General features: G+C 69.3%; 18 protein-coding genes. 15 read left to right on the forward strand and 3 right to left on the reverse strand.

Annotation, left to right across the window (positions count from 1 at the left end):
• Positions 1 to 191 precede the first annotated feature (191 nt).
• From AB4Y91_RS15620 to AB4Y91_RS15675, 12 genes are all read left to right on the forward strand, one after another.
• The gene (locus tag AB4Y91_RS15620; RefSeq protein ID WP_441419343.1) at positions 192 to 1,799 is read left to right on the forward strand and encodes an ATP-binding protein; all 1,608 of its coding nucleotides are present in this window, start codon (positions 192 to 194) and stop codon (positions 1,797 to 1,799) included.
• A complete protein-coding gene (locus AB4Y91_RS15625; protein WP_441419344.1) occupies positions 1,796 to 2,482 on the forward strand; it encodes a response regulator in 687 nt (228 codons plus the stop codon). The genes AB4Y91_RS15620 and AB4Y91_RS15625 overlap by 4 nt, the downstream gene beginning before the upstream one ends.
• A 103-nt stretch (positions 2,483 to 2,585) precedes the next feature.
• Positions 2,586 to 3,770 (forward strand): 1-deoxy-D-xylulose-5-phosphate reductoisomerase, encoded by a 1,185-nt coding sequence (gene dxr / locus AB4Y91_RS15630; protein ID WP_441419345.1) that lies wholly within the window; start codon positions 2,586 to 2,588, stop codon positions 3,768 to 3,770.
• Positions 3,771 to 3,810: 40 nt separating this feature from the next.
• Entirely contained in the window at positions 3,811 to 5,142 is a 1,332-nt protein-coding gene (locus tag AB4Y91_RS15635) for a M50 family metallopeptidase (protein ID WP_441419346.1), read from the forward strand.
• A gap of 180 nt (positions 5,143 to 5,322) precedes the next feature.
• Positions 5,323 to 6,048 carry a MarR family transcriptional regulator gene (locus AB4Y91_RS15640; protein ID WP_441419347.1) on the forward strand — a complete coding sequence of 242 codons (726 nt, stop codon included), beginning with the start codon at positions 5,323 to 5,325 and terminating at the stop codon, positions 6,046 to 6,048.
• Positions 6,045 to 6,569 (forward strand): hypothetical protein, encoded by a 525-nt coding sequence (locus AB4Y91_RS15645; RefSeq protein ID WP_441419348.1) that lies wholly within the window; start codon positions 6,045 to 6,047, stop codon positions 6,567 to 6,569. The genes AB4Y91_RS15640 and AB4Y91_RS15645 overlap by 4 nt, the downstream gene beginning before the upstream one ends.
• Positions 6,570 to 6,695: 126 nt before the next feature.
• Positions 6,696 to 6,989: a YciI family protein gene (locus tag AB4Y91_RS15650; protein WP_441419349.1), complete on the forward strand. Its 294-nt coding sequence runs from the start codon at positions 6,696 to 6,698 to the stop codon at positions 6,987 to 6,989.
• 62 nt (positions 6,990 to 7,051) lie between these two features.
• On the forward strand, positions 7,052 to 8,218 hold the full coding sequence (ispG, locus tag AB4Y91_RS15655; protein WP_138769799.1) for a flavodoxin-dependent (E)-4-hydroxy-3-methylbut-2-enyl-diphosphate synthase: 1,167 nt from the start codon (positions 7,052 to 7,054) through the stop codon (positions 8,216 to 8,218).
• Positions 8,181 to 9,092 (forward strand): GNAT family N-acetyltransferase, encoded by a 912-nt coding sequence (locus AB4Y91_RS15660; protein ID WP_441419350.1) that lies wholly within the window; start codon positions 8,181 to 8,183, stop codon positions 9,090 to 9,092. Before ispG ends, AB4Y91_RS15660 begins: the two co-directional genes overlap by 38 nt.
• Positions 9,093 to 9,468: 376 nt before the next feature.
• Complete coding sequence (locus AB4Y91_RS15665) at positions 9,469 to 11,280, forward strand: proline--tRNA ligase (RefSeq protein WP_441419351.1); 1,812 nt, start codon at positions 9,469 to 9,471, stop codon at positions 11,278 to 11,280.
• Between the two features lie 21 nt (positions 11,281 to 11,301).
• Positions 11,302 to 12,096 carry a sulfite exporter TauE/SafE family protein gene (locus tag AB4Y91_RS15670; protein ID WP_441419352.1) on the forward strand — a complete coding sequence of 265 codons (795 nt, stop codon included), beginning with the start codon at positions 11,302 to 11,304 and terminating at the stop codon, positions 12,094 to 12,096.
• A 72-nt stretch (positions 12,097 to 12,168) separates the two neighbouring features.
• Positions 12,169 to 13,563 carry a pyridoxal phosphate-dependent decarboxylase family protein gene (locus AB4Y91_RS15675; protein WP_441419353.1) on the forward strand — a complete coding sequence of 465 codons (1,395 nt, stop codon included), beginning with the start codon at positions 12,169 to 12,171 and terminating at the stop codon, positions 13,561 to 13,563.
• Here AB4Y91_RS15675 and AB4Y91_RS15680 read toward each other — a convergent pair.
• The 3 genes from AB4Y91_RS15680 to AB4Y91_RS15690 all read right to left on the reverse strand — a co-directional run bounded on the left by AB4Y91_RS15680 (position 13,560) and on the right by AB4Y91_RS15690 (position 16,643).
• Positions 13,560 to 14,642: an aminoglycoside phosphotransferase family protein gene (locus tag AB4Y91_RS15680; RefSeq protein ID WP_441419354.1), complete on the reverse strand. Its 1,083-nt coding sequence runs from the start codon at positions 14,640 to 14,642 to the stop codon at positions 13,560 to 13,562. The genes AB4Y91_RS15675 and AB4Y91_RS15680 overlap by 4 nt on opposite strands.
• A gap of 22 nt (positions 14,643 to 14,664) precedes the next feature.
• Complete coding sequence (locus AB4Y91_RS15685; protein ID WP_441419355.1) at positions 14,665 to 15,396, reverse strand: VIT1/CCC1 transporter family protein; 732 nt, start codon at positions 15,394 to 15,396, stop codon at positions 14,665 to 14,667.
• Positions 15,397 to 15,524: 128 nt separating this feature from the next.
• Positions 15,525 to 16,643 carry a ferritin-like domain-containing protein gene (locus tag AB4Y91_RS15690; protein ID WP_441419356.1) on the reverse strand — a complete coding sequence of 373 codons (1,119 nt, stop codon included), beginning with the start codon at positions 16,641 to 16,643 and terminating at the stop codon, positions 15,525 to 15,527.
• 105 nt (positions 16,644 to 16,748) lie between these two features.
• Here AB4Y91_RS15690 and rimP point away from each other — a divergent pair, with 105 nt between their 5' ends.
• From rimP to AB4Y91_RS15705, 3 genes are all read left to right on the forward strand, one after another.
• Positions 16,749 to 17,363, forward strand: coding sequence for a ribosome maturation factor RimP (gene rimP, locus AB4Y91_RS15695; protein WP_441419357.1), 615 nt, complete (start codon positions 16,749 to 16,751; stop codon positions 17,361 to 17,363).
• On the forward strand, positions 17,363 to 18,343 hold the full coding sequence (nusA, locus tag AB4Y91_RS15700) for a transcription termination factor NusA (RefSeq protein WP_175323181.1): 981 nt from the start codon (positions 17,363 to 17,365) through the stop codon (positions 18,341 to 18,343). Before rimP ends, nusA begins: the two co-directional genes overlap by 1 nt.
• Before the next feature lie 204 nt (positions 18,344 to 18,547).
• Positions 18,548 to 18,889 carry a YlxR family protein gene (locus AB4Y91_RS15705; protein WP_441419358.1) on the forward strand — a complete coding sequence of 114 codons (342 nt, stop codon included), beginning with the start codon at positions 18,548 to 18,550 and terminating at the stop codon, positions 18,887 to 18,889.
• Positions 18,890 to 18,953: the final 64 nt, after the last annotated feature.

An 18,953-nucleotide genomic window follows, 5' to 3' on the forward strand; every position in this document is an offset into this window, starting at 1 on the left:
GAAAGTTAAGTTCATTTCGTTCACGTTTCCGGCACTTCACATGGCCCGCAGCGGAGCGGAAGCGGCACCGTTGGGTGGGGTATAGTTCACGGCACCGCCGCGGATTGTGATGCACAGACGCGCCGTTCCCGCGCTCCCCGCGGCGTGGCAAGCACCCTGAGGAAAGACAGTTCGTGACTCGACGAAGAGGAATGTCCCTGGCAGGACAGTATCTGGTTCTGCAGTTGCTTATTGTCATGGCCGTGTTGGTGGGCGTCGTCGCTATTTCGCTGGCGCAGTCTGCTGCTGCCTTCGAGCGTATCGAGGGCCGCCGGGCGTTGTCCGCCGCCGAAGCGCTGGGCAGCAATCCCGCCGTCCGGGCGTTGCTTCCCGCGGCAGAGCCGGCAAAAGGCTCGGCCCTGCCGTCGGTCGCGGAATCCGTCCGGACGGTTTCCGGGTCATCGCAGGTCGCGCTCGCCAAGCTGGACCGCACGGTTGTGGCCTCCTCAGACCCGTCCTTGCTGGGCCGCTCGCTGCAACTAGGGGAGAGCCGCGTCATGGAGGGACGGGCCTGGACCGGTGTGGTGGGAGGAACGGGCACCGTCCTGCTCTCAGCCCACGTTCCCGTCCTGGACGATTCCGGCACCATGATCGGCATTGCCTCGATCGGCCGGAACTACCCTTCCGCGTGGGAACGGCTGGGCGACGCCATCCCCAACCTGCTCACTTACCTGGGCGTCGCCAGCGTGCTCGGCGTCGCCGGCTCCTTGTTGCTGTCCCGCAGGGTGAAGCGGCAGACCCTCGGCATGGAGCCGAGCGAAATCTCCGGCCTGGTGGAGAACCGCGAGGCGATGCTGTTCGGGCTCAAGGAGGGAGTGGTGGCACTGGACCTCCGCGGACGGATTACCGTGGCGAACGACAGTGCCCGGGCGCTGCTGGGCCTGCCGCCGGACTGCGTGGGCAAGGACCTGGCCGGGCTCCCGGTTGAACCGGCGCTCAAGGAAGTGATGACCGGCGAACAGCCGGGCCAGGACCAGATGGTTTTGGTGGGGGAACGACTCGTGGTGCTGAACCGGGTGCCCATTCGTTCGAAGGGCCGGGTTATGGGTTCCGTCGCTACCTTGCGTGACCGGACGGAGCTCTCGTCACTGGAACGCGAGCTCGGTGCAACGCGTACGGCCACGGACACCCTCAGGGCGCAGGCCCACGAGTTCGCAAACCAGCTGCACGTCATTTCGGGACTGATCCAGATTGGCGAGTACGACTCCGTGGTGCAGTTCGTCAACGGCGTCACCGTGGAGCGGACGCGGCTCAGCGACGACGTGACCAGCCGCATCCAGGACCCGGCGCTCGCCGCTCTGCTCATCGCCAAGTCGAGCCTCGCCGTGGAGCGCGGAGTGCTGCTGCAGCTGGACCCCGCGTCGTCACTGTCGCGGGTGGGGGACGAACTTTCCCGGGACCTGACCACCGTCGCCGGAAACCTCGTGGACAACGCACTCGACGCCGTCACGGGGGCAACGGAGGCCTCCGTTCGGGTCCTTGTCGAGGACAGCCACGGCGAAGTTGTCGTGACCGTGAGGGACACCGGCCCGGGCATTGACGGCGCGGCGGCCGATGAGATCTTCCGCCAGGGGTTCAGCACCAAGCAACCCGGTCCCGACGGCGGCCGGGGCTTTGGCCTGGCGCTCTCGCGCGTGGTCTGCCGGCGCAGCGGCGGAAGCCTCACAGTGGCTAACGACGGCGGGGCAGTCTTTACGGCCCGGCTGAAAAGGACGCCGGCCAAGCGGGCGCCGGGGAAAGGAAAGGTGGGCAGGCTGTGATCAATGTCCTCATCGTCGACGACGACTTCATGGTGGCAAAAGTCCATTCCGGATTCATTCAGCGCACACCCGGCTTCGCCGTCGTGGGCCTGGCGCACACCGGAGCCCAGGCGCTCGCGGAAACCGCCCGGCTGCAGCCTGACCTGGTCCTCCTCGACATTCACCTCCCCGACATCAATGGGCTGGACCTGATGACCAGGCTGCGGGAGACGGCGCCGGAACTGGACGTGCTGGTGATCAGCGCGGCCCGCGAGGTCGAGACCGTCCGCCGGGCACTGCGGGGCGGGATCGTGCATTACCTGATCAAGCCGTTTTCGCAGTCGGACCTGCAGGAGCGGCTGGAGCACTATCGCAACGCCTACCAGGGGCTGGACCAGGCCAAGGACGTGGCCGAACAAGCGGACGTGAACCGCGTCTTCGGGCTGGAGCGCACCGAGCGCGGGGAGCGGACGGAAATCCGCCTCCCCAAGGGGTGCAGCGCCGAGACCCTGCGGCGGGTGGTCGACGTGCTTCAGGCGGCCGAGGCGGATCTCTCGGCGGCCGAAGTCGCGGACCTGCTGGGCACGTCCCGCGTCAGCGCCCGCCGCTACCTGGAGTACCTGCACGACGAGGCGAGGGTGGGCGTCCGCCTCAAGTACGGCGCGGGCCGTCCCGAGCGACGCTACGAGCTGAAGCCGGCGTGACGCCGCCCGTGTCCGTGTAATCGCCGAGCTGACAGATCACGGCAGTGTTCCTCGCAAACACTGCCGTGACCTGCCACTTCGCGCGGTGCGGGATACTTAAGCCATGCAGCCGCGCACAATCGTCCTCCTCGGATCCACGGGGTCCATCGGCACCCAGGCCATCGACGTCGTCGACGGCGCCCCGCACCTCTTCGAGATCGTGGCCCTCAGCGCCGGCGGCGGCAACCCCGACCTCCTCGCCCGGCAGGCCGTGCACACCCGGGCCCGGGCCGTCGGCATCGCCAGCGGGGACGCGGTGGCGCTTCAACAGCTGATCGACGACGCCGCCCGCGCGGCCGGCGTCACCGGCTACCGTCCGGAGATCATCACCGGCCCCGACGCCTCCACCCGGATCGCGGAAATCCCCGCCGACGTCGTGCTCAACGGCATCACCGGCTCGATCGGGCTCGCCCCCACGCTGGCCGCGCTCAAGTCCGGCGCCACGTTGGCGCTGGCGAACAAGGAATCCCTGATCGTGGGCGGAGCCCTGGTCAAGGCGGCCGCCCGCGAAGGCCAGATCGTCCCGGTCGATTCCGAGCACTCGGCGATTGCCCAGTGCCTGCGTTCCGGCACGGCCGCCGAGGTGGACCGGCTGGTGTTGACGGCCTCGGGCGGCCCGTTCCGCGGCATGACGCGGGAGCAGCTGCAGGACGTCACCCCCCGGGATGCCCTCGCGCACCCCACCTGGGACATGGGCCTGATGGTCACCACCAACTCCGCGAGCCTGGTCAACAAGGGCCTGGAAGTCATCGAGGCCCACCTTCTCTTCGACATCCCGCTGGAGCGGATCGACGTCGTGGTCCACCCGCAGTCGGTGGTGCACTCGATGGTCCAGTTCGTGGACGGTTCCACCATCGCCCAGGCCTCGCCGCCGGACATGCGGCTGCCCATCGCCCTGGGCCTGGGCTGGCCGGACCGGGTGGCCGGCGCCGCGCAGCCCTGCGACTGGAGCAAGGCCACCAGCTGGACCTTCGAGCCGCTGGACACCCGGGCGTTCCCCGCCGTCGGCCTGGCCAAGGACGCCGCCAGGCGGGGCAGCACCTTCCCGGCGGTCTTCAACGCCGCCAACGAGGAAGCCGTGACGGCCTTCCACGCCGGCCGGATCCGCTTCACCGATATTGTCGATACCATCGAAGCCGTCCTCAGTGAGCATTCAGGATCCTCCGGGCTGACGGTCGAATCCGTGCTGGATGCTGAACAGTGGGCACGTGCGCGGACGCTCGAGCGTTTGTCCGTGGGAAGTGCCTAAGAAGTAGCCCACCAGTGCCCAGGAAGTAGCAAAGCCCAGCATGAGTCCCGTTGTCCTCTTTATCCTCGGCGTCGTCTTCGTCGTGATCGGCATCGCCGTGTCCATCGCCCTGCACGAGGTGGGGCACCTGGTCCCGGCCAAGCTCTTCAAGGTGCGGGTCACTAAGTACATGATCGGCTTCGGACCCACCATCTGGTCCAAGCGCCGGGGCGAGACCGAGTACGGCTTCAAGGCGATCCCGCTCGGCGGCTTCGTTTCCATGATCGGCATGTACCCGCCGAACAAGGCCGACGGCAGCGTCCGGCCCTCCAGCACCGGCATGTTCCAGTCCCTCGCCGCCGACGCGCGTTCCCTGGCGCACGAGGAAATCGGTCCGGACGACGGGAACCGGGTCTTCTACCGGCTCCCGGTCTGGAAAAAGATCATCATCATGCTCGGCGGCCCCGCGATGAACCTGCTGATCGGCGTGGCGCTGACCGCCGTGCTGCTGATGGGCTTCGGCGTGTCCGCGTCCACCACCACCATCGCCGACGTCTCCAAATGCCAGGTAAAGGCCGGCGAGACCGTGGATCCGAACTCGGCCGACTGCAAGCCCACTCCCGCCGCCGCCGCGGGCCTCAAGCCGGGCGACCGCATCACCTCCTTCGACGGCAGGGCGGTCACCAGCTGGGAGGAGCTCACCGGCTGGATCCGCGCTTCGGCGGGCAAGCAGGTCGGCATCACGGTGGAGCGCGACGGCGCTCCGGTCGCCACCACTGTCACTCCGGTGCTGTCCTCGCGGCCGGTCGTCGGGGCGGACGGCCGGCAAGCCAAGGACGCCGACGGCAAGCTCCGCTACCAGGACGTCGGCTTCCTTGGCATCGGCGCCCAGACCGCGCTAGTGCAGCAGCCGGCGTCAGCCGTGCTGCCGCTGGCCGGCGAGAACATCAAGCAGATCGCCGGCGTCGTCGTGAACCTCCCGGCCCGCGTGGCCGGCGTGGCGCAGGCCGCCTTCAGCGAGGAGCCCCGCGAGCCCAACGGTCCCATCAGCGTCGTCGGGGTGGGCCGCGTGGCGGGCGAGGTCGCCGCCATGGAACAGGTTCCGCTGCAGAGCCGGCTGGCCGCCTTGGTTGGGCTGCTCGCCGGGCTTAACTTCGCGCTGGCCGTGTTCAACCTTGTCCCGCTGTTGCCGCTCGACGGCGGCCATGTTGCCGGGGCGCTGTACGAGGGGGCCCGCCGCCAAATTGCCCGGCTGCTGGGCCGGCCGGACCCCGGTGCGTTCGACATCGCCAAGCTGCTGCCGGTGACCTACGTTGTGGCCGCGCTGCTGATGGGCATGGGCGCGCTGTTGATCTACGCGGACATCGTCAAGCCGGTCAACCTCTTCGGCTAGGCCGGCAACGTCCTGCCGGCCGGGCACCGCGGGCACCGGCCGCCGCGGTCTCCGGTCACCCCAACCGGTAACCAATTAACCGTGGGGGACTGTTTAGCTATCCTCAGCTTATTTCGGCTGATTTTGAATAATCAGTCCTAAGCGGTTGATACATTAGGATCAGCCGCCTAGGGTTGGGCTATGTACGTGATGACCATCGATCAGCGCGGCAGCAGCACCGACGTCGACCGCGTCCCGGGGCTCCTGGCCGAACTTGTGCAGCTTTGCCCCGGCGCACGCTTCGAGCGCTCCGTCGGCGACGAGGTCCAGGGCGTGCTGGAACGCCCCGGCCAGGTCGTGGAGATTGCCCTGCACGCGCTCCGCAGCGGGCGCTGGTATGTGGGCATCGGCGTCGGGTCCGTGGACCTCCCGCTGCCCGCGAGCCCGCGGGAAGGCTCGGGGCCGGCCTTTGTCGCGGCCCGCCTCGCGGTGGAACGGGCCAAGTCCGCCTCCTCCCACGTCCCGCTCGCCGTCGTCTCCGGCGGCCGACGGCGGGGGAGTGGCGCCGGCCCGGCGGACGATTCGCCAGGCGCCCTTGAGTGCGCCAACGCGGAGGCCGTGCTGCGGCTGATCGGGCGCCTTGTCCAGGACCGCACCGCCGCGCAGTGGAAGGTGGTCGACGTGCTGCGCGGCGTCCGGCAGGGACTCGCCGGCGCCCACGGGACCCAGAAGATCGCGGCCAGGCAACTCGGAATCACGGAACAATCGGTGAGCCGCGCGCTGCTTCGTTCCGGTTGGCAGGAAGAATGGGCGGCGAGGCCTGCTGCGGAAATGCTGCTGGCCCTGGCCAACGGCCTGACCGCCGGGCCGGACAACGACGCCGGCCGGAACGCCGCCCGCCAAGCCCCTAGCGAAGGAGACCGGTGAACACCCTCTGGATCACGCTGGCCCTGCTGATTGCCGGGTTCGCCGGCTGGCCGGTCACCGCCCTGGTGTTCCGGCTCGCCCGGACCATTGATGACCGCTCGGACAGCCGGGCCGACGCCGCCGGCGGTTCCCGTACCCCTGACAGTCCCGACGCGGACGGAACGGTCGACGGCGAGATCACCCGGCCTGCTACGGCGCCGTCCCTGCCCGCGGAGGACGGCGCCACCCCGGAGGCTGCTGCGGACGGCACCGGACCGGTGCCCGCGGTTCCGGGAGCCGGCACCCGCATCCTGCGCGGCGGCGCGATCATCGGCGTGCTCGAACGGTTGGCGGTCTGCCTGGCCATCCTGACCGGCCAGCCCGTCGCGATCGCCTACGTCGTGGCGATCAAGGGCCTCGGACGCTTCGCGGAGCTGAAGGAAACGCCGGTGGCCGCGGAACGGTTCATCATCGGCACCCTCACCTCGCTGCTGTGGGCGGCCGGTGTCGCGGCCCTCGCCAAGGTGCTTTTCCTCGGCTGAGACGCGTCCCGGCGGAAACGGCGCCAGGCGGCGCAAACGGAAGCCGGGCCGGCGTCGGACATCCCCGACAATGCGAACGGGTCCGCGCGGATGGGAACCGGGCGGGCAGGGCGATAGGGTAGCTGTATGACTGTTTTTGCTGTTGAGTACGTTTACGATGCCGAATCCGCCGAAGCTCGGGACGCTGCCCGTCCCGCGCACCGCGAATGGACCGCCGCACTTGCGCAGGAGGGCACCATCCTGGCCAGCGGCCCCTACTCGGACGGCGCCGGCGCCCTGCTCATCTTCAAGGCCGCGGACGAAGAGGCCCTGAATGAGTTGCTCAAGCAGGACCCCTTCGCCGGTGCCAGCGCTATCTCCGGCACCCGTACGATGGCTTGGGCTCCGCTGACCGGCCTGTTGGCCGGCCCTGCGGCCTAGCCCGCACCGCCAATCCCGCCATCGATCCATCGACCTAGAATTCGATTCACAGAGGAGTCCACGTGACCTCGGTCAGCCTGGGAATGCCGTCGGCACCGCCCCCCGTTCTTGCCCCGCGTCGGAAGACCCGCCAGATCAAGGTGGGCTCGGTCGGCGTCGGCTCCGACTCGCCGATCAGCGTGCAGTCGATGACGACGACTCCGACCACGGACATCAACGCCACCCTGCAGCAGATCGCCGAACTCACGGCCTCAGGCTGTGACATTGTCCGGGTGGCCTGCCCGTCCGCGGACGACGCCGAGGCCCTGCCGATCATTGCAAGGAAGTCGCAGATCCCGGTGATCGCGGACATCCACTTCCAGCCGAAGTACGTGTTCGCGGCGATTGAGGCCGGCTGCGCGGCCGTCCGCGTGAACCCGGGCAACATCCGCAAGTTCGACGACCAGGTCAAGGAAATCGCCCGCGCGGCCAAGGACCACGGCACCTCGATCCGGATCGGCGTCAACGCCGGGTCGCTGGAGCCGGGCATCCTGAAGAAATACGGCAAGGCCACCCCCGAAGCCCTCGTCGAATCCGCCGTCTGGGAAGCCTCGCTCTTCGAAGAGCACGGCTTCCACGACTTCAAGATCTCGGTCAAGCACAACGACCCCGTGATCATGGTGGCCGCCTACGAAATGCTGGCGGAAAAGGGCGACTGGCCGCTGCACCTCGGCGTGACCGAGGCGGGCCCGGCCTTCCAGGGCACCATCAAGTCCGCCACCGCCTTCGGCGCCCTGCTCTCCCGCGGGATCGGCGACACCATCCGGGTTTCCCTTTCCGCACCGCCGGTGGAGGAAATCAAGGTGGGCAACCAGATCCTGCAGTCCCTGAACCTGCGCCCGCGCAAGCTCGAGATTGTTTCCTGCCCCTCTTGCGGACGTGCCCAGGTGGACGTCTACACGCTGGCCGAGCAGGTCACGGCCGGACTGGAAGGCATGGAAGTCCCGCTGCGCGTCGCCGTCATGGGCTGCGTCGTGAACGGTCCCGGCGAGGCCCGGGAAGCGGACCTCGGCGTCGCCTCCGGCAACGGCAAGGGCCAGATCTTCGTGAAGGGCGAAGTCATCAAGACTGTTCCCGAAGACCAGATTGTTGAAACACTGATCGAAGAGGCCATGCGTCTCGCTGAAGAGATGGGGGAGTCCGATGGCGAAGATGCTGTCCAGGGTAGCCCCGTGGTTAGCGTCTCGTAGGGACGGCGCCGCAACCGGCGCCGCCACTGGCCTCACCGCCGGCCTCACCGTCAGGGTCCTGGCGGGCGCGGACACCCGTGCCCTGCTGGACCTGGCCCGGCAGGACGCCGTCGCCAACGTCTTCATCCTGTCCCACCTCGAGACCGCCGGGACGGCGTCGCCCACCGCCGGCGGCGCCAGCATCTTCGGCGTGTTCGACGGCGGCGCCCTGGTTGGCGCCTGCTGGGCCGGCGCCAATCTGGTGCCGGTGCAGCTGGATCCGGAGCTGGCCGGCCCGGTGGCAGCCGCGGCGCACCGGGCCGGCCGCCGCTACGCCTCCATCTTCGGCCCCGCCGAGGCGGTCCTGGCGCTCCATGCCGCGTTGGAGCAGTTGGGCCATTCCGCCCAGGAGATCCGCAGCGAGCAGCCACTCCTGACCATCGCCGGGTCGCCGGCCGTCGAGCCCAACCCTGCGCTTGGCTTCGGCCACCTCGCCGACTTCGACCGGATCCTGCCCGCCTGCGCGGCCATGTTCGAGGAGGAAGTGGGCTATTCGCCTTACCTGGGCGGCCGCGAGTACTACAGCCGCCGGGTCAAGGGCCTGATCCGGGCCGGCCACTCGCTGGTCCATCTTGGTCCGGACGGCGACGTGGTGTTCAAGGCCGAACTCGGTGCGGTGACACCGCAGGTCACACAGGTGCAGGGCGTCTGGATGAACCCGGCCTCCCGCGGGCTGGGCCTGAGCGCCGGCTACATGGCCGCCGTCGTGGTCCTCGCCCAGACCCTGGCGCCTGTCACGAGCCTGTACGTCAACGACTTCAACACCCGTGCCCGCGCCAGCTATGAGCGGGTGGGTTTCCACCAGGTGGGAACTTTTGCGACCGTGCTCTTCTAGACACGTTCGTGACAGCCATTTATGACAGAAATCTGGTTGCAGACTCTTGTTTTAGCGACTTGGATCACATAGGTTCTAGCTAGCCGCGCCGTGCAGGCGCGTGCGGTCTCAGGGGGAAACCAACCATGGGCTGCGGGTGCCACCCGGCAGGGCAGCATCAGTCAACCCGGCAGCCTTGGACTTAGCGGCACTGGGGTCGCAGGGGCCACGCCATCACAGGATGACCAGCCGGAAACGGCCAGGGGCTTCCGTGTCATGGCGTGGCTCTTCCATTTCCGGAAGGGAACCCGGGCCCCGGCTTGGCGGTAGATTAGTCTCTGGACATTTTCGTACCTACCCAGTCCACCCGCACTTCCTCAGAAACGGATACCTCCCAGTGGTCCTTCGACTCTCAAAGCTGTTCCTGCGCACCCTGCGTGAAGACCCCGCCGACGCCGAAGTGGCCAGCCACCGGCTGCTGGTCCGGGCCGGCTACATCCGCCGCGCGGCCCCGGGCATCTACACCTGGCTGCCGCTGGGGCTGAGTGTGCTGCGCCGGGTGGAGCAGATCATCCGTGAGGAAATGACCGCCATCGGCGCGCAGGAAGTGCATTTCCCCGCGCTGCTGCCCAAGGAGCCCTACGAGGCGACGAACCGCTGGACCGAATACGGCGAGGGCATCTTCCGGCTCAAGGACCGCAAGGGCAATGACTACCTGCTGGCTCCCACGCACGAGGAAATGTTCACCCTGCTGGTCAAGGACCTGTACTCCTCGTACAAGGACCTGCCGCTGAGCATCTACCAGATCCAGAACAAGTACCGCGACGAGGCCCGTCCCCGGGCCGGCCTGCTGCGCGGCCGCGAATTCATCATGAAGGACTCCTACTCCTTCGACGTCGACGACGCCGGCCTGGACGCCAGCTACGCCGCACACCGCGGCGCCTACCTGAAGATCTTCGAACGCCTCGGCCTGGAGGTCATCCCGGTCACGGCCACGGCCGGCGCCATGGGCGGGTCCAAGAGCGAGGAATTCCTGCACCCGACCGAGATCGGCGAGGACACCTTCGTGCGCTCCGCCGGCGGCTACGCAGCCAACGTCGAAGCCGTCACCACCGTGGTCCCCGCGGACATCGACTTTTCCAACGCCCCGGCCGCGGAGGTCCGCGACACCCCGGACACGCCGACGATCGAAACGCTCGTCGACGCCGCCAACGCCCTGGCTCCCCGCAGCGAGGCCGACGGCGGCGCCTGGACCGCCGCGGACACGCTCAAGAACGTGGTCCTCGCCGTGACCCTGCCCACCGGTGAACGCCAGCTCGTCGTGATCGGCGTGCCGGGCGACCGCGGCGTGGACCTCAAGCGCGTCGAAGCGAACATCGGCGCCTTCCTGCCCATCGGCGGCGAGATCACGCTCGAGGCAGCCAACGAGGAAGACCTCAAGAAGCAGGCCCTCCTGGTCAAGGGCTACATCGGCCCCGGCCTGTCCCTGGACGCGCCGCTGCTCGGTGCCGAAGCCGCCTCGAAGCTCCTCTACCTCGTTGATCCCCGCGTGGTCCGCGGGACCGCCTGGGTCACCGGCGCCAACGAGGCCGGCAAGCATGTCTTCGGCCTGGTCGCCGGCCGCGACTTCGGCTGGGACGGCGTAATCGAGTGCACCGAGGTGCGCGCCGGCGACGAAGCCCCCGACGGTTCCGGCCCGCTGGAAACCGCCCGCGGCATCGAGATGGGACACATCTTCCAGCTAGGCCGCAAGTACGCCGAGGCCCTGGACCTGAAGGTCCTGGACCAGAACGGCAAGCAGGTCGTCGTGACCATGGGCTCATACGGCGTCGGCGTCACCCGCGCGGTGGCCGCCCTGGCCGAATCCAACCACGATGACAAGGGACTGGTCTGGCCGCGCGCCGTCGCTCCGGCCGATGTCCACGTCGTCGCGGTGGGCCGCGGCGAGGAGATCTTCGCGGCCGCCGAGCAGCTGGCCCTCGACCTGGAGGCCGCCGGCCTCGAGGTCATCTACGACGACCGCCCCAAGGTGTCCCCGGGCGTCAAGTTCGGCGACGCCGAACTCGTGGGCGTCCCCACCATCCTCGCCGTCGGGCGCGGGCTGGTGGACGGCGTCGTGGAGATCAAGGACCGCCGCAGTGGCAACGCCGAGAACGTGACCGTTGACAAGGCCGTTGATTACGTGGTCAACGCCGTCCGCAACAACTGACCCGCCCCGGCGTTGCAGGGAATGGTTTCCGGACTTGAGTCGATCCAGCTCGGCACGCTCATCCTGGTGGTGGTGGCCGGTTTCGCCGCCGGCTGGGTCGACGCGGTGGTGGGCGGCGGCGGGCTGATCCAGCTCCCGGTCATGCTGCTGATCCCCGGGATCAGCCCGGTGCAGGCACTGGCGACGAACAAGATGGGTTCCATCTTCGGCACCACCACGAGCGCCGTCACCTTCTACCGGCGCGTGCGGCCGGACCTGCGCACCGCGGTGCCGATGGCGGTGATCGCCCTGGCCGGCAGCTTCGGCGGGGCGGTGCTGGCGGCGACCCTGCCGGCCAGCGTGTTCAAGCCGATCATCGTGGCGGCGCTGGTCGCCGTCGCCCTGTTCACCGCCTTCCGTCCCAACGTGGGCGAGCTGACCAGGCTGCGGCACGACGGCCACCGGCACTATGTCGTGGCCTGCCTGATCGGCGCCGTCATAGGCTTCTACGACGGCATGATCGGCCCGGGCACCGGTTCCTTCCTGATCATCGCGCTGGTCTCCGCGATGGGCTACGCCTTCCTGGAGGCCAGCGCCAAGGCCAAGATCGTCAACATGGCCACCAACGCCGGCGCGCTGATGTTCTTCCTGCCGCACGGTTCGCTGCTGTGGGGGCTCGGGCTGGTCCTGGGCGCAGCGAACATGGCCGGCGGCTACCTCGGCGCCCGGACCGCCGTCAGCCGGGGCAGCAAGTTCATCCGGATCGTCTTCCTCGTAGTGGTGGGCGCGCTGATCCTCAAGCTCGGCTCCGACGTCTGGCAGGACGCCTTCGCCTGAAGGACCACGGCCCCCCGGCGCCGGCACCTCCAAGCACTCCCGGACCGGCGCGGCCAGGCGTAGCATGCAGCTATGCCTGACGGTCCGGACCCTTACCGCGCTGCCCTGGAAGCCGCCGTGCGCCACGCCCACGAATGGCTGGACAGCCAGTCCAGCCGCAAGGTGGCGCCCAGCGCCACCGCAGCGGAACTGGCGGCCGAGTTCGGCGGCCCGCTGCCGGAGACAGGAACCCCCGCCGCCGAAGTGGTGGAGCACCTTGCGGCCAGGGCGGAACCCGGCCTGATGGCCATGCCCTCCGGCCGCTTCTTCGGCTGGGTCATCGGCGGCACGCTTCCGGCCGCGCTGGCGGCCGACTGGCTGGTCAGCGCCTGGGACCAGAACGCCGTACTGCGCTATGCCGCGCCAGCGGTGTCCGCGATCGAGGAAGCCGCCGGGAACTGGCTCGTCGGACTGCTCGGACTTCCGGCGGAGTCCGACGTCGGCTTCACCACCGGAGCGACCATGGCGAATTTCGCCGGGCTCGCCGCGGCCCGCTGGCGGCTGATGACCGACGCGGGCTGGGACCTTGAACGGGACGGGCTCTTCGGCGCCCCCAGGATCCGCTGCCTGGTGGGCAGGGAACGGCACGACTCCGTGGACCTGGCGCTGCGCTACCTCGGGCTCGGGACGCCCACCCCGGTTCCGTCGGACCGGCAGGGACGGATCATCCCGGCCGAACTGGAACGCCAACTCGCCGAGGGCTCCGGTCCGGCCCTCGTCTGCCTGCAGGCCGGGAACCTTCACTCCGGAGCCTTCGACCCGTTTGCCGAGGCAGTCAGGGTGGCGAAGGAGCACGGCGCCTGGGTCCACGTGGATGGCGCCTTCGGGCTCTGGGCCGCCGCCGTGCCCGAACTCGCCGGCCTGACGGCGGGCATGGGGCTGGCCGATTCCTGGGCTACCGACGCGCACAAGACCCTCAACGTCCCCTACGACTGCGGCATCGTCGTGGTCCGGGACCGCACGGCTCTCCGCTCGTCGCTGGGAGTGCACACTAGCTACCTGATCCAAGCCGGGGACGGGGCGGGGGATCCGCTGGAAACCGTCCCGGAGCTCTCCCGACGGGCCCGCGGCGTCCCAGTGTGGGCGGCGCTGAAATCGCTCGGGCGCACCGGGGTGGCAGAGCAGGTCCGCAGGCTGGCCCAGCGCGCCGCGCAGCTCGCCGAACGACTCGCCGGGCTGGACGGAGTCGAGGTGCTCAACGACGTCGGCTACACCCAGGTCTCGCTGGCCTTCGGCGACGACGCGAGCACGCGCGCCGTGACGGCCCGGATCATTGCCGAGGGCCGGGTCTGGATGTCCGGCTCACGCTGGCAGGACCGGGACATCCTGCGGATTTCGGTAAGCAACTGGAGCACGGACGACGACGACGTGGCAGCCGCCGTCGACGCCGTGCGGGACGCTGTGGCAGCGGTCCGGGGGCACCGCTAGGGCTGGCCCGGCTGGTGGATGGCATCCCCGGGCGCCGGCAGCTCCTGCGGCCCGGGCAGGCCCTCGAGGGTGTTCCCGGCCAGGGTGCTGGCGACCCACAGCGAGCGGGCCAGGTCGCCGTCGTGGTTCCGTTTGGCCGCGTACCACAAGGCGTTGTCCACCTCGCGGGCCAGGGCCCATTGCCGGGCGGTCTCGCCGTCGAGGCCGGCGGCGGAGCTGAAGTCCAGGCAACGCTGCAGCAAGGCTTCGCCGGCGCCGGACCGCGGCAGCTCGGCCAGACGGTTCCAGAGCAGCGGGGCCACCCCGAACTCCGCTTCGCCGATCATGGGCTGCGGGTCGATCGCCTTGAAGTCCCCGGGTTTGAAGTCCCCGGGCGCCGCCGGGGCACCCGGCACGGCGAGGATGTTCAGGAAGTGCAGATCCGTGTGCACCAGCACGTCCGTGCCGGACCGCCGGCCGACGGCGCCGCGGGTCTGGCAGACCTCCAGGGCGGCCTCCAACAGCCAGCGAGGGAAGGGCCGGCCCAGCCGTTCCCAGCTCTCCGGGAGTTCGTCGCTCCATTGCTCGGCGCGGGCCGCCACATGATCGAACTCGCGCCACTCCGGCCGGCCGTCCGGCGGCAGGCTCAGCTGGTGGACGATGCCGCCCCAGACGTCCGCGGCGGCATCCAGGGGAACGTCCTGCAGCGAGCGCCCGGCGTCGAGCCGCTCAAGTAGCAGCGGGCCGGCTTCGGGGTCGGATGCAAGGGCCAGGACGGCGCCCCGGCCGCCCCACAGCGCCAAGGCGTGGCGTTCGACCAGTGCTTCCTCGTGCGGATAGGCAAGTTTCAGGACCGCCGCTGAGCCGGCCCGCTGGGGCCCAGTCCCGCCGTTATCAGGGCGGCGGCGCACCGGGACCACGACGGCGCCGTGGCCGTGCCAGGGCAGCACGCCGGAGGCGAGGTCAGGCTCGAGCTGCCATTGTTCCAGGCAGCGTCCGATCAGCCGGGGGAGTGACGCCAGCCAGGACCGGCCCTCGGCACTGTTGCCGTAGCGGCCGGTGAGGCCGGGCGGGATCGGGACGGCTGCTGGCGTTCTCATCGCCTCCAGCGTAGTGGCTGGCCTAGGCAGTGATGCCGCTGGCGCCCAGCCAGCTGCCGATCAGGAAGGTCGCCGCCAGTGCCGCGGCACCGCCGATTACCACCCGGACGGCTGCCTTCATCTTCGAGCCGCCGCCAATCCAGGCACCCATGGCTCCGGTCGCCGCGAGGGCCACGAGCACGGCCGCGAAGGTCAGCGGGACACGGATGTTTTCCGGCGGCAGCAGGATGGCCAGCATCGGCAGGATGGCGCCGACCAGGAAGGCGACGGCGGAGGCGAAGGCCGCGTGCCAAGGACTGACGATGTCCGTCTCGTCAATGTGCAGCTCGGCCGACAGGTGCGCGGCCAGGGCATCGTGCGCGGTCAGCTCGGTGGCCACCGTTCGGGCGGTTTCCGGGCTGAGTCCCTTGCCCTGGTAGATGGCGGCCAGCTCCGCCAGTTCCTCCTCGGGCTGTTCGGCCAGCTCGCGGCGTTCCTTCTCGACCAGCGCCTGCTGGCTGTCCTTCTGGCTACTGACCGAGACGTACTCGCCCAGGGCCATGGAGATGGCGCCGCCCACGAGCGCCGCGGAGCCGGCGATGAGGATCGGCCCCGAATCCGTGGTCACACCGGCGACGCCGACGACGACCGCAGCGACCGAGACGATGCCGTCGTTGGCGCCTAGAACCCCGGCCCGGAGCCAGTTGAGCCGGTGCGCGATGTCGTTGTGGTGGGGCTCGTTGTCATGAAGTGCTGCTGCTCCGCTGGTTTCCATGCCTACAGCAAATCATCAGCTGGCGCCGCGGGCCAGTATTGGAAGGCTAAGCAAGGTAAGCAGGACCTTGGTCGTCCGGGGGAGAACCGGCCCGGGACGCCTTGACGCGGACACGTCCGCGGCCAGCCTCAGCCCGCGGGCACGGAGGGGAACGACGCCGGATCCGCGCCCAGCCCCGGCACCGCTCCCGGGTCCGCGCCCCAGAGGGCGGCGCGGCGCGCAGCGCCCAGCAGCCCCGCGACGGCCCACTTCCGGGTCTCGCCGTCGCTGAGGGCCACGAGGTCCCCGTAGGCGGGCAACGTGGCGGCCTCCAGCGCGGCCAGTCCTGGCCCCGGGGAAGCCAGGAACGACGGGTCCAGGGCGTAGCCGGGTTGCCGTGGAGGGATTGGGGCACACTGCGACCGGCTCAGGGATTCCGCCCCGGAGACCAGCGCTTCGTGCCGCGCGAGCTGATCGGCGGCCGACCTGGCCGCTGCACCGTTCAAGCGGGTCAGGGCCACCTGGTAGCCGTAAACGGTCTCCAGCTCGGTGCTGACCAGGGCTGCCAGGGCGCCCGGCAGCCCGGCGTTCCCGGCTGCGGCTCCGGGGCTGCTGGCGGGCGCGGCCGAGGGCGACGCCGTCGCAGCGGAGCAGGATCCGGCGGGGGCCGCTTCCAGTGCGGCCGCCCCCGGGGCGGGCACCGAGCCAGCAGGGTCGGGGGCGCCGGCCGCGGCGGCGAGGGCGGAGGACTGAAGCAGCTGAGCGGTCCCGACAGCAGCCAGCAGCCGGGCCATCCCGCCGTCGGCCGCGGCTGCATCGCTGAGCCGCTGCCGTCCGCTCTTTGCGAGGTCCGCGGCGAGCCTGGCGGCGTCGGCGGGGGGTGAAGAAGCCGCCGCAGAAGTAGCCGCCGTTGCCGGCGCGGCAGCCGGCGCCTGGCCTGGGCGCAGCAGTGCCCGGGCCTGGGTTGTCAGCAAACTCACAGTCCGCGTGAGGGCGGCCCGGGCGGCAGCCGGCGCGGCGGGGCGGCCGGTGCCGGTGGGGGCGGCGCCGAGCTGCTCGCCGGCGGTCCGCAACTGCAGGGTATCGGCCAAGGCGGCGGCCCGCGCCTGCTCCGAGAAGGGCGGTTCCGGTGGTTTCGGCGGATTTCCGGGCCTAAACGCGATACCCAGGCTCACCACCACGAGGGCGAGGCAGACGAGGAGGGCCAGCCGGGGAAGGTGCCGGGGAACCCGGAGCCGCCGTCGTTCTTCCCTGCTGTCGTCTTTCACAACAGACCATGTTGTCATGCCGGCCGGGAAGTGGGTGCACCACGTCGCCGGGAATATCGCTACGCTAGTAGACACAACATCATCTAGCGGGAGGCGGGCGGCATCATGACCAACGCAGAAGCCACGACTTCGACAGACCGGACCGGGACGGGGAAGGCTGAAGCCGCACCCGCTCACAATCTGGAGGCCGAGCGCCTGTACGCGCTCCTCGAGCCTGCAGTCCTGGCAAACCGGCTGTACCTGGAGGACGTTTCCATCCACATTGCCGGCGCCAACCGGGTGGTCCACGTGGTGGTGGACCTGCCGCAGGAGGAGACCGGCGGCGTCAGTCTTGACGTCATCGCCGAGATTTCGAAGACCCTCTCGGACATCCTGGACAACGATCCGAGCACCGACTCGCGCCCCTACGACCTTGAGGTCTCCTCGCCCGGCGTCGGGCGGCCGCTCACCGAGGAACGGCACTGGTACCGCGCCCGCGGACGGCTCGTCACGGTCAACGTGATCCAGGGCGACAACGTCACCGGCCGCATCCAGTCCGTCGACGACGGCGGCGTGACCTTGGTTCCGGAGCTGGCCGTCAAAAAGGGGATGAAGCCCAAGCAGGGCGAACCCGTCAAACTTCCTTTCGACAGGATCCGTAGTGGAAAAGTCGAGATAGAGTTCAGCCACCTCGAAGAGGCCGGTCTGGAGAACGACAATGGACCTTCCGAGGAGGCCTAATGGATATTGACATGAGCGCACTGAGACTCCTGGAGCGTGAGCGCGAAATCCCGCTGGATCTCCTGATTCCGACCATCGAGCAGGCCCTGCTGGTGGCCTACCACAAGACCCCGGGGGCCTTCGAGAAGGCCCGTGCAGAGCTGGACCGCAAGAGCGGCCACGTGACGATCTGGGCCACCGAAATCGACGACGACGGCGCGCCGATCGGCGAGTTCGAGGACACCCCGGCCGGCTTCGGCCGCATCGCGGCAAGCACAGCGCGGCAGATCATCCTGCAGCGCCTTCGCGACGCCGAGGACGACAACGTGCTGGGCCAGTTCAAGGGCCGCGAGGGCGAACTCGTCGCGGGCACCATCCAGCAGGGCAACAACCCGCACATGATCCAGGTCAACCTCGGAACGGTGGAGGCGCTGCTGCCGCCGCCCGAGCAGGTTCCAGGCGAGAAGTACACCCACGGCAACCGGCTCCGCGCTTTCGTGATCGACGTGCACCGCGGTACCAAGGGCCCCTCGATCACGCTGTCCCGGTCCCACCCCGGGCTGGTCCGGAAGTTGTTCGAGCTGGAGGTCCCGGAGATCGCGGACCGCTCGGTCGAGATCGTCGCGCTGGCCCGCGAGGCCGGCCACCGCACCAAGATCGCGGTGAAGGCCAACACCCCCGGCATCAACGCCAAGGGTGCCTGCATCGGCGAAATGGGTTCGCGTGTCCGGGCCGTGATGACTGAACTGAACGACGAAAAGATCGACATCGTCGACTACAGCGACGATCCCGCCTCGTTCATCGCCAGCGCGCTCTCGCCGTCACGGGTGAATTCGGTCACCATCACGGATGAGGCCACCCGGTCCGCCCGCGTGGTCGTCCCGGACTACCAGCTCTCCCTGGCCATCGGCAAGGAAGGCCAGAATGCACGCCTGGCCGCCAAGCTCACCGGATGGCGGATCGACATCGTCTCCGACGCCGCGGAGAACCGCGACAAATAGCACCGGACCGGGGCCGTCCCGCGGCACCGCACCCGTGGCCCCTCCGGGGTTCCCGCGTAGCCCCCATTTCGGGCGACGGGGGCCGGAGGGGCTAGAATAGACATGACCGCGCCTAACGGCCGGTGTCCGCGTGCCTTCGACGCGACCGGTTTTCCGACCGGGAGCCGGGGCCGGCAGATGCGTACTGGCAGGAAGATACTCGTAGTGGCAGAAGTGCAACACCTCGGGAATCAGCCGCAGCGCACCTGCATCGGATGCCGGAAGAAGGGTCTGCGGTCGGAGTTAGTCCGGCTCGTCGCCGACGCCAGCGGTTCATCCGCTGTCGTGGTGGATGAACGACGCCGGATGGCTGGCCGGGGTGCATGGCTGCACCCCAGCGAAAAGTGCCTGGCACTGGCGGTCAAACGTCGAGCGTTCGGACGCGCCCTCAATGGCGCTGCCGGAACCGCCGACGTCGAACGCCGGATCATGGCAGGCACGCAAGCAGTGGACACCCCGGTGGCCGCAGCAACAACCGTCCAACCTGAAAGCGGGTCAGAAAACTGATGGAAACCCGATGAGTTCCCAGCGATGAGTGCGCAACGATGACAACTTTGTTGCGCTCTGCAAT

Source organism: Arthrobacter sp. YAF16 (genome assembly GCF_052113385.1).
Classification (GTDB): Bacteria; Actinomycetota; Actinomycetes; order Actinomycetales; family Micrococcaceae; genus Arthrobacter.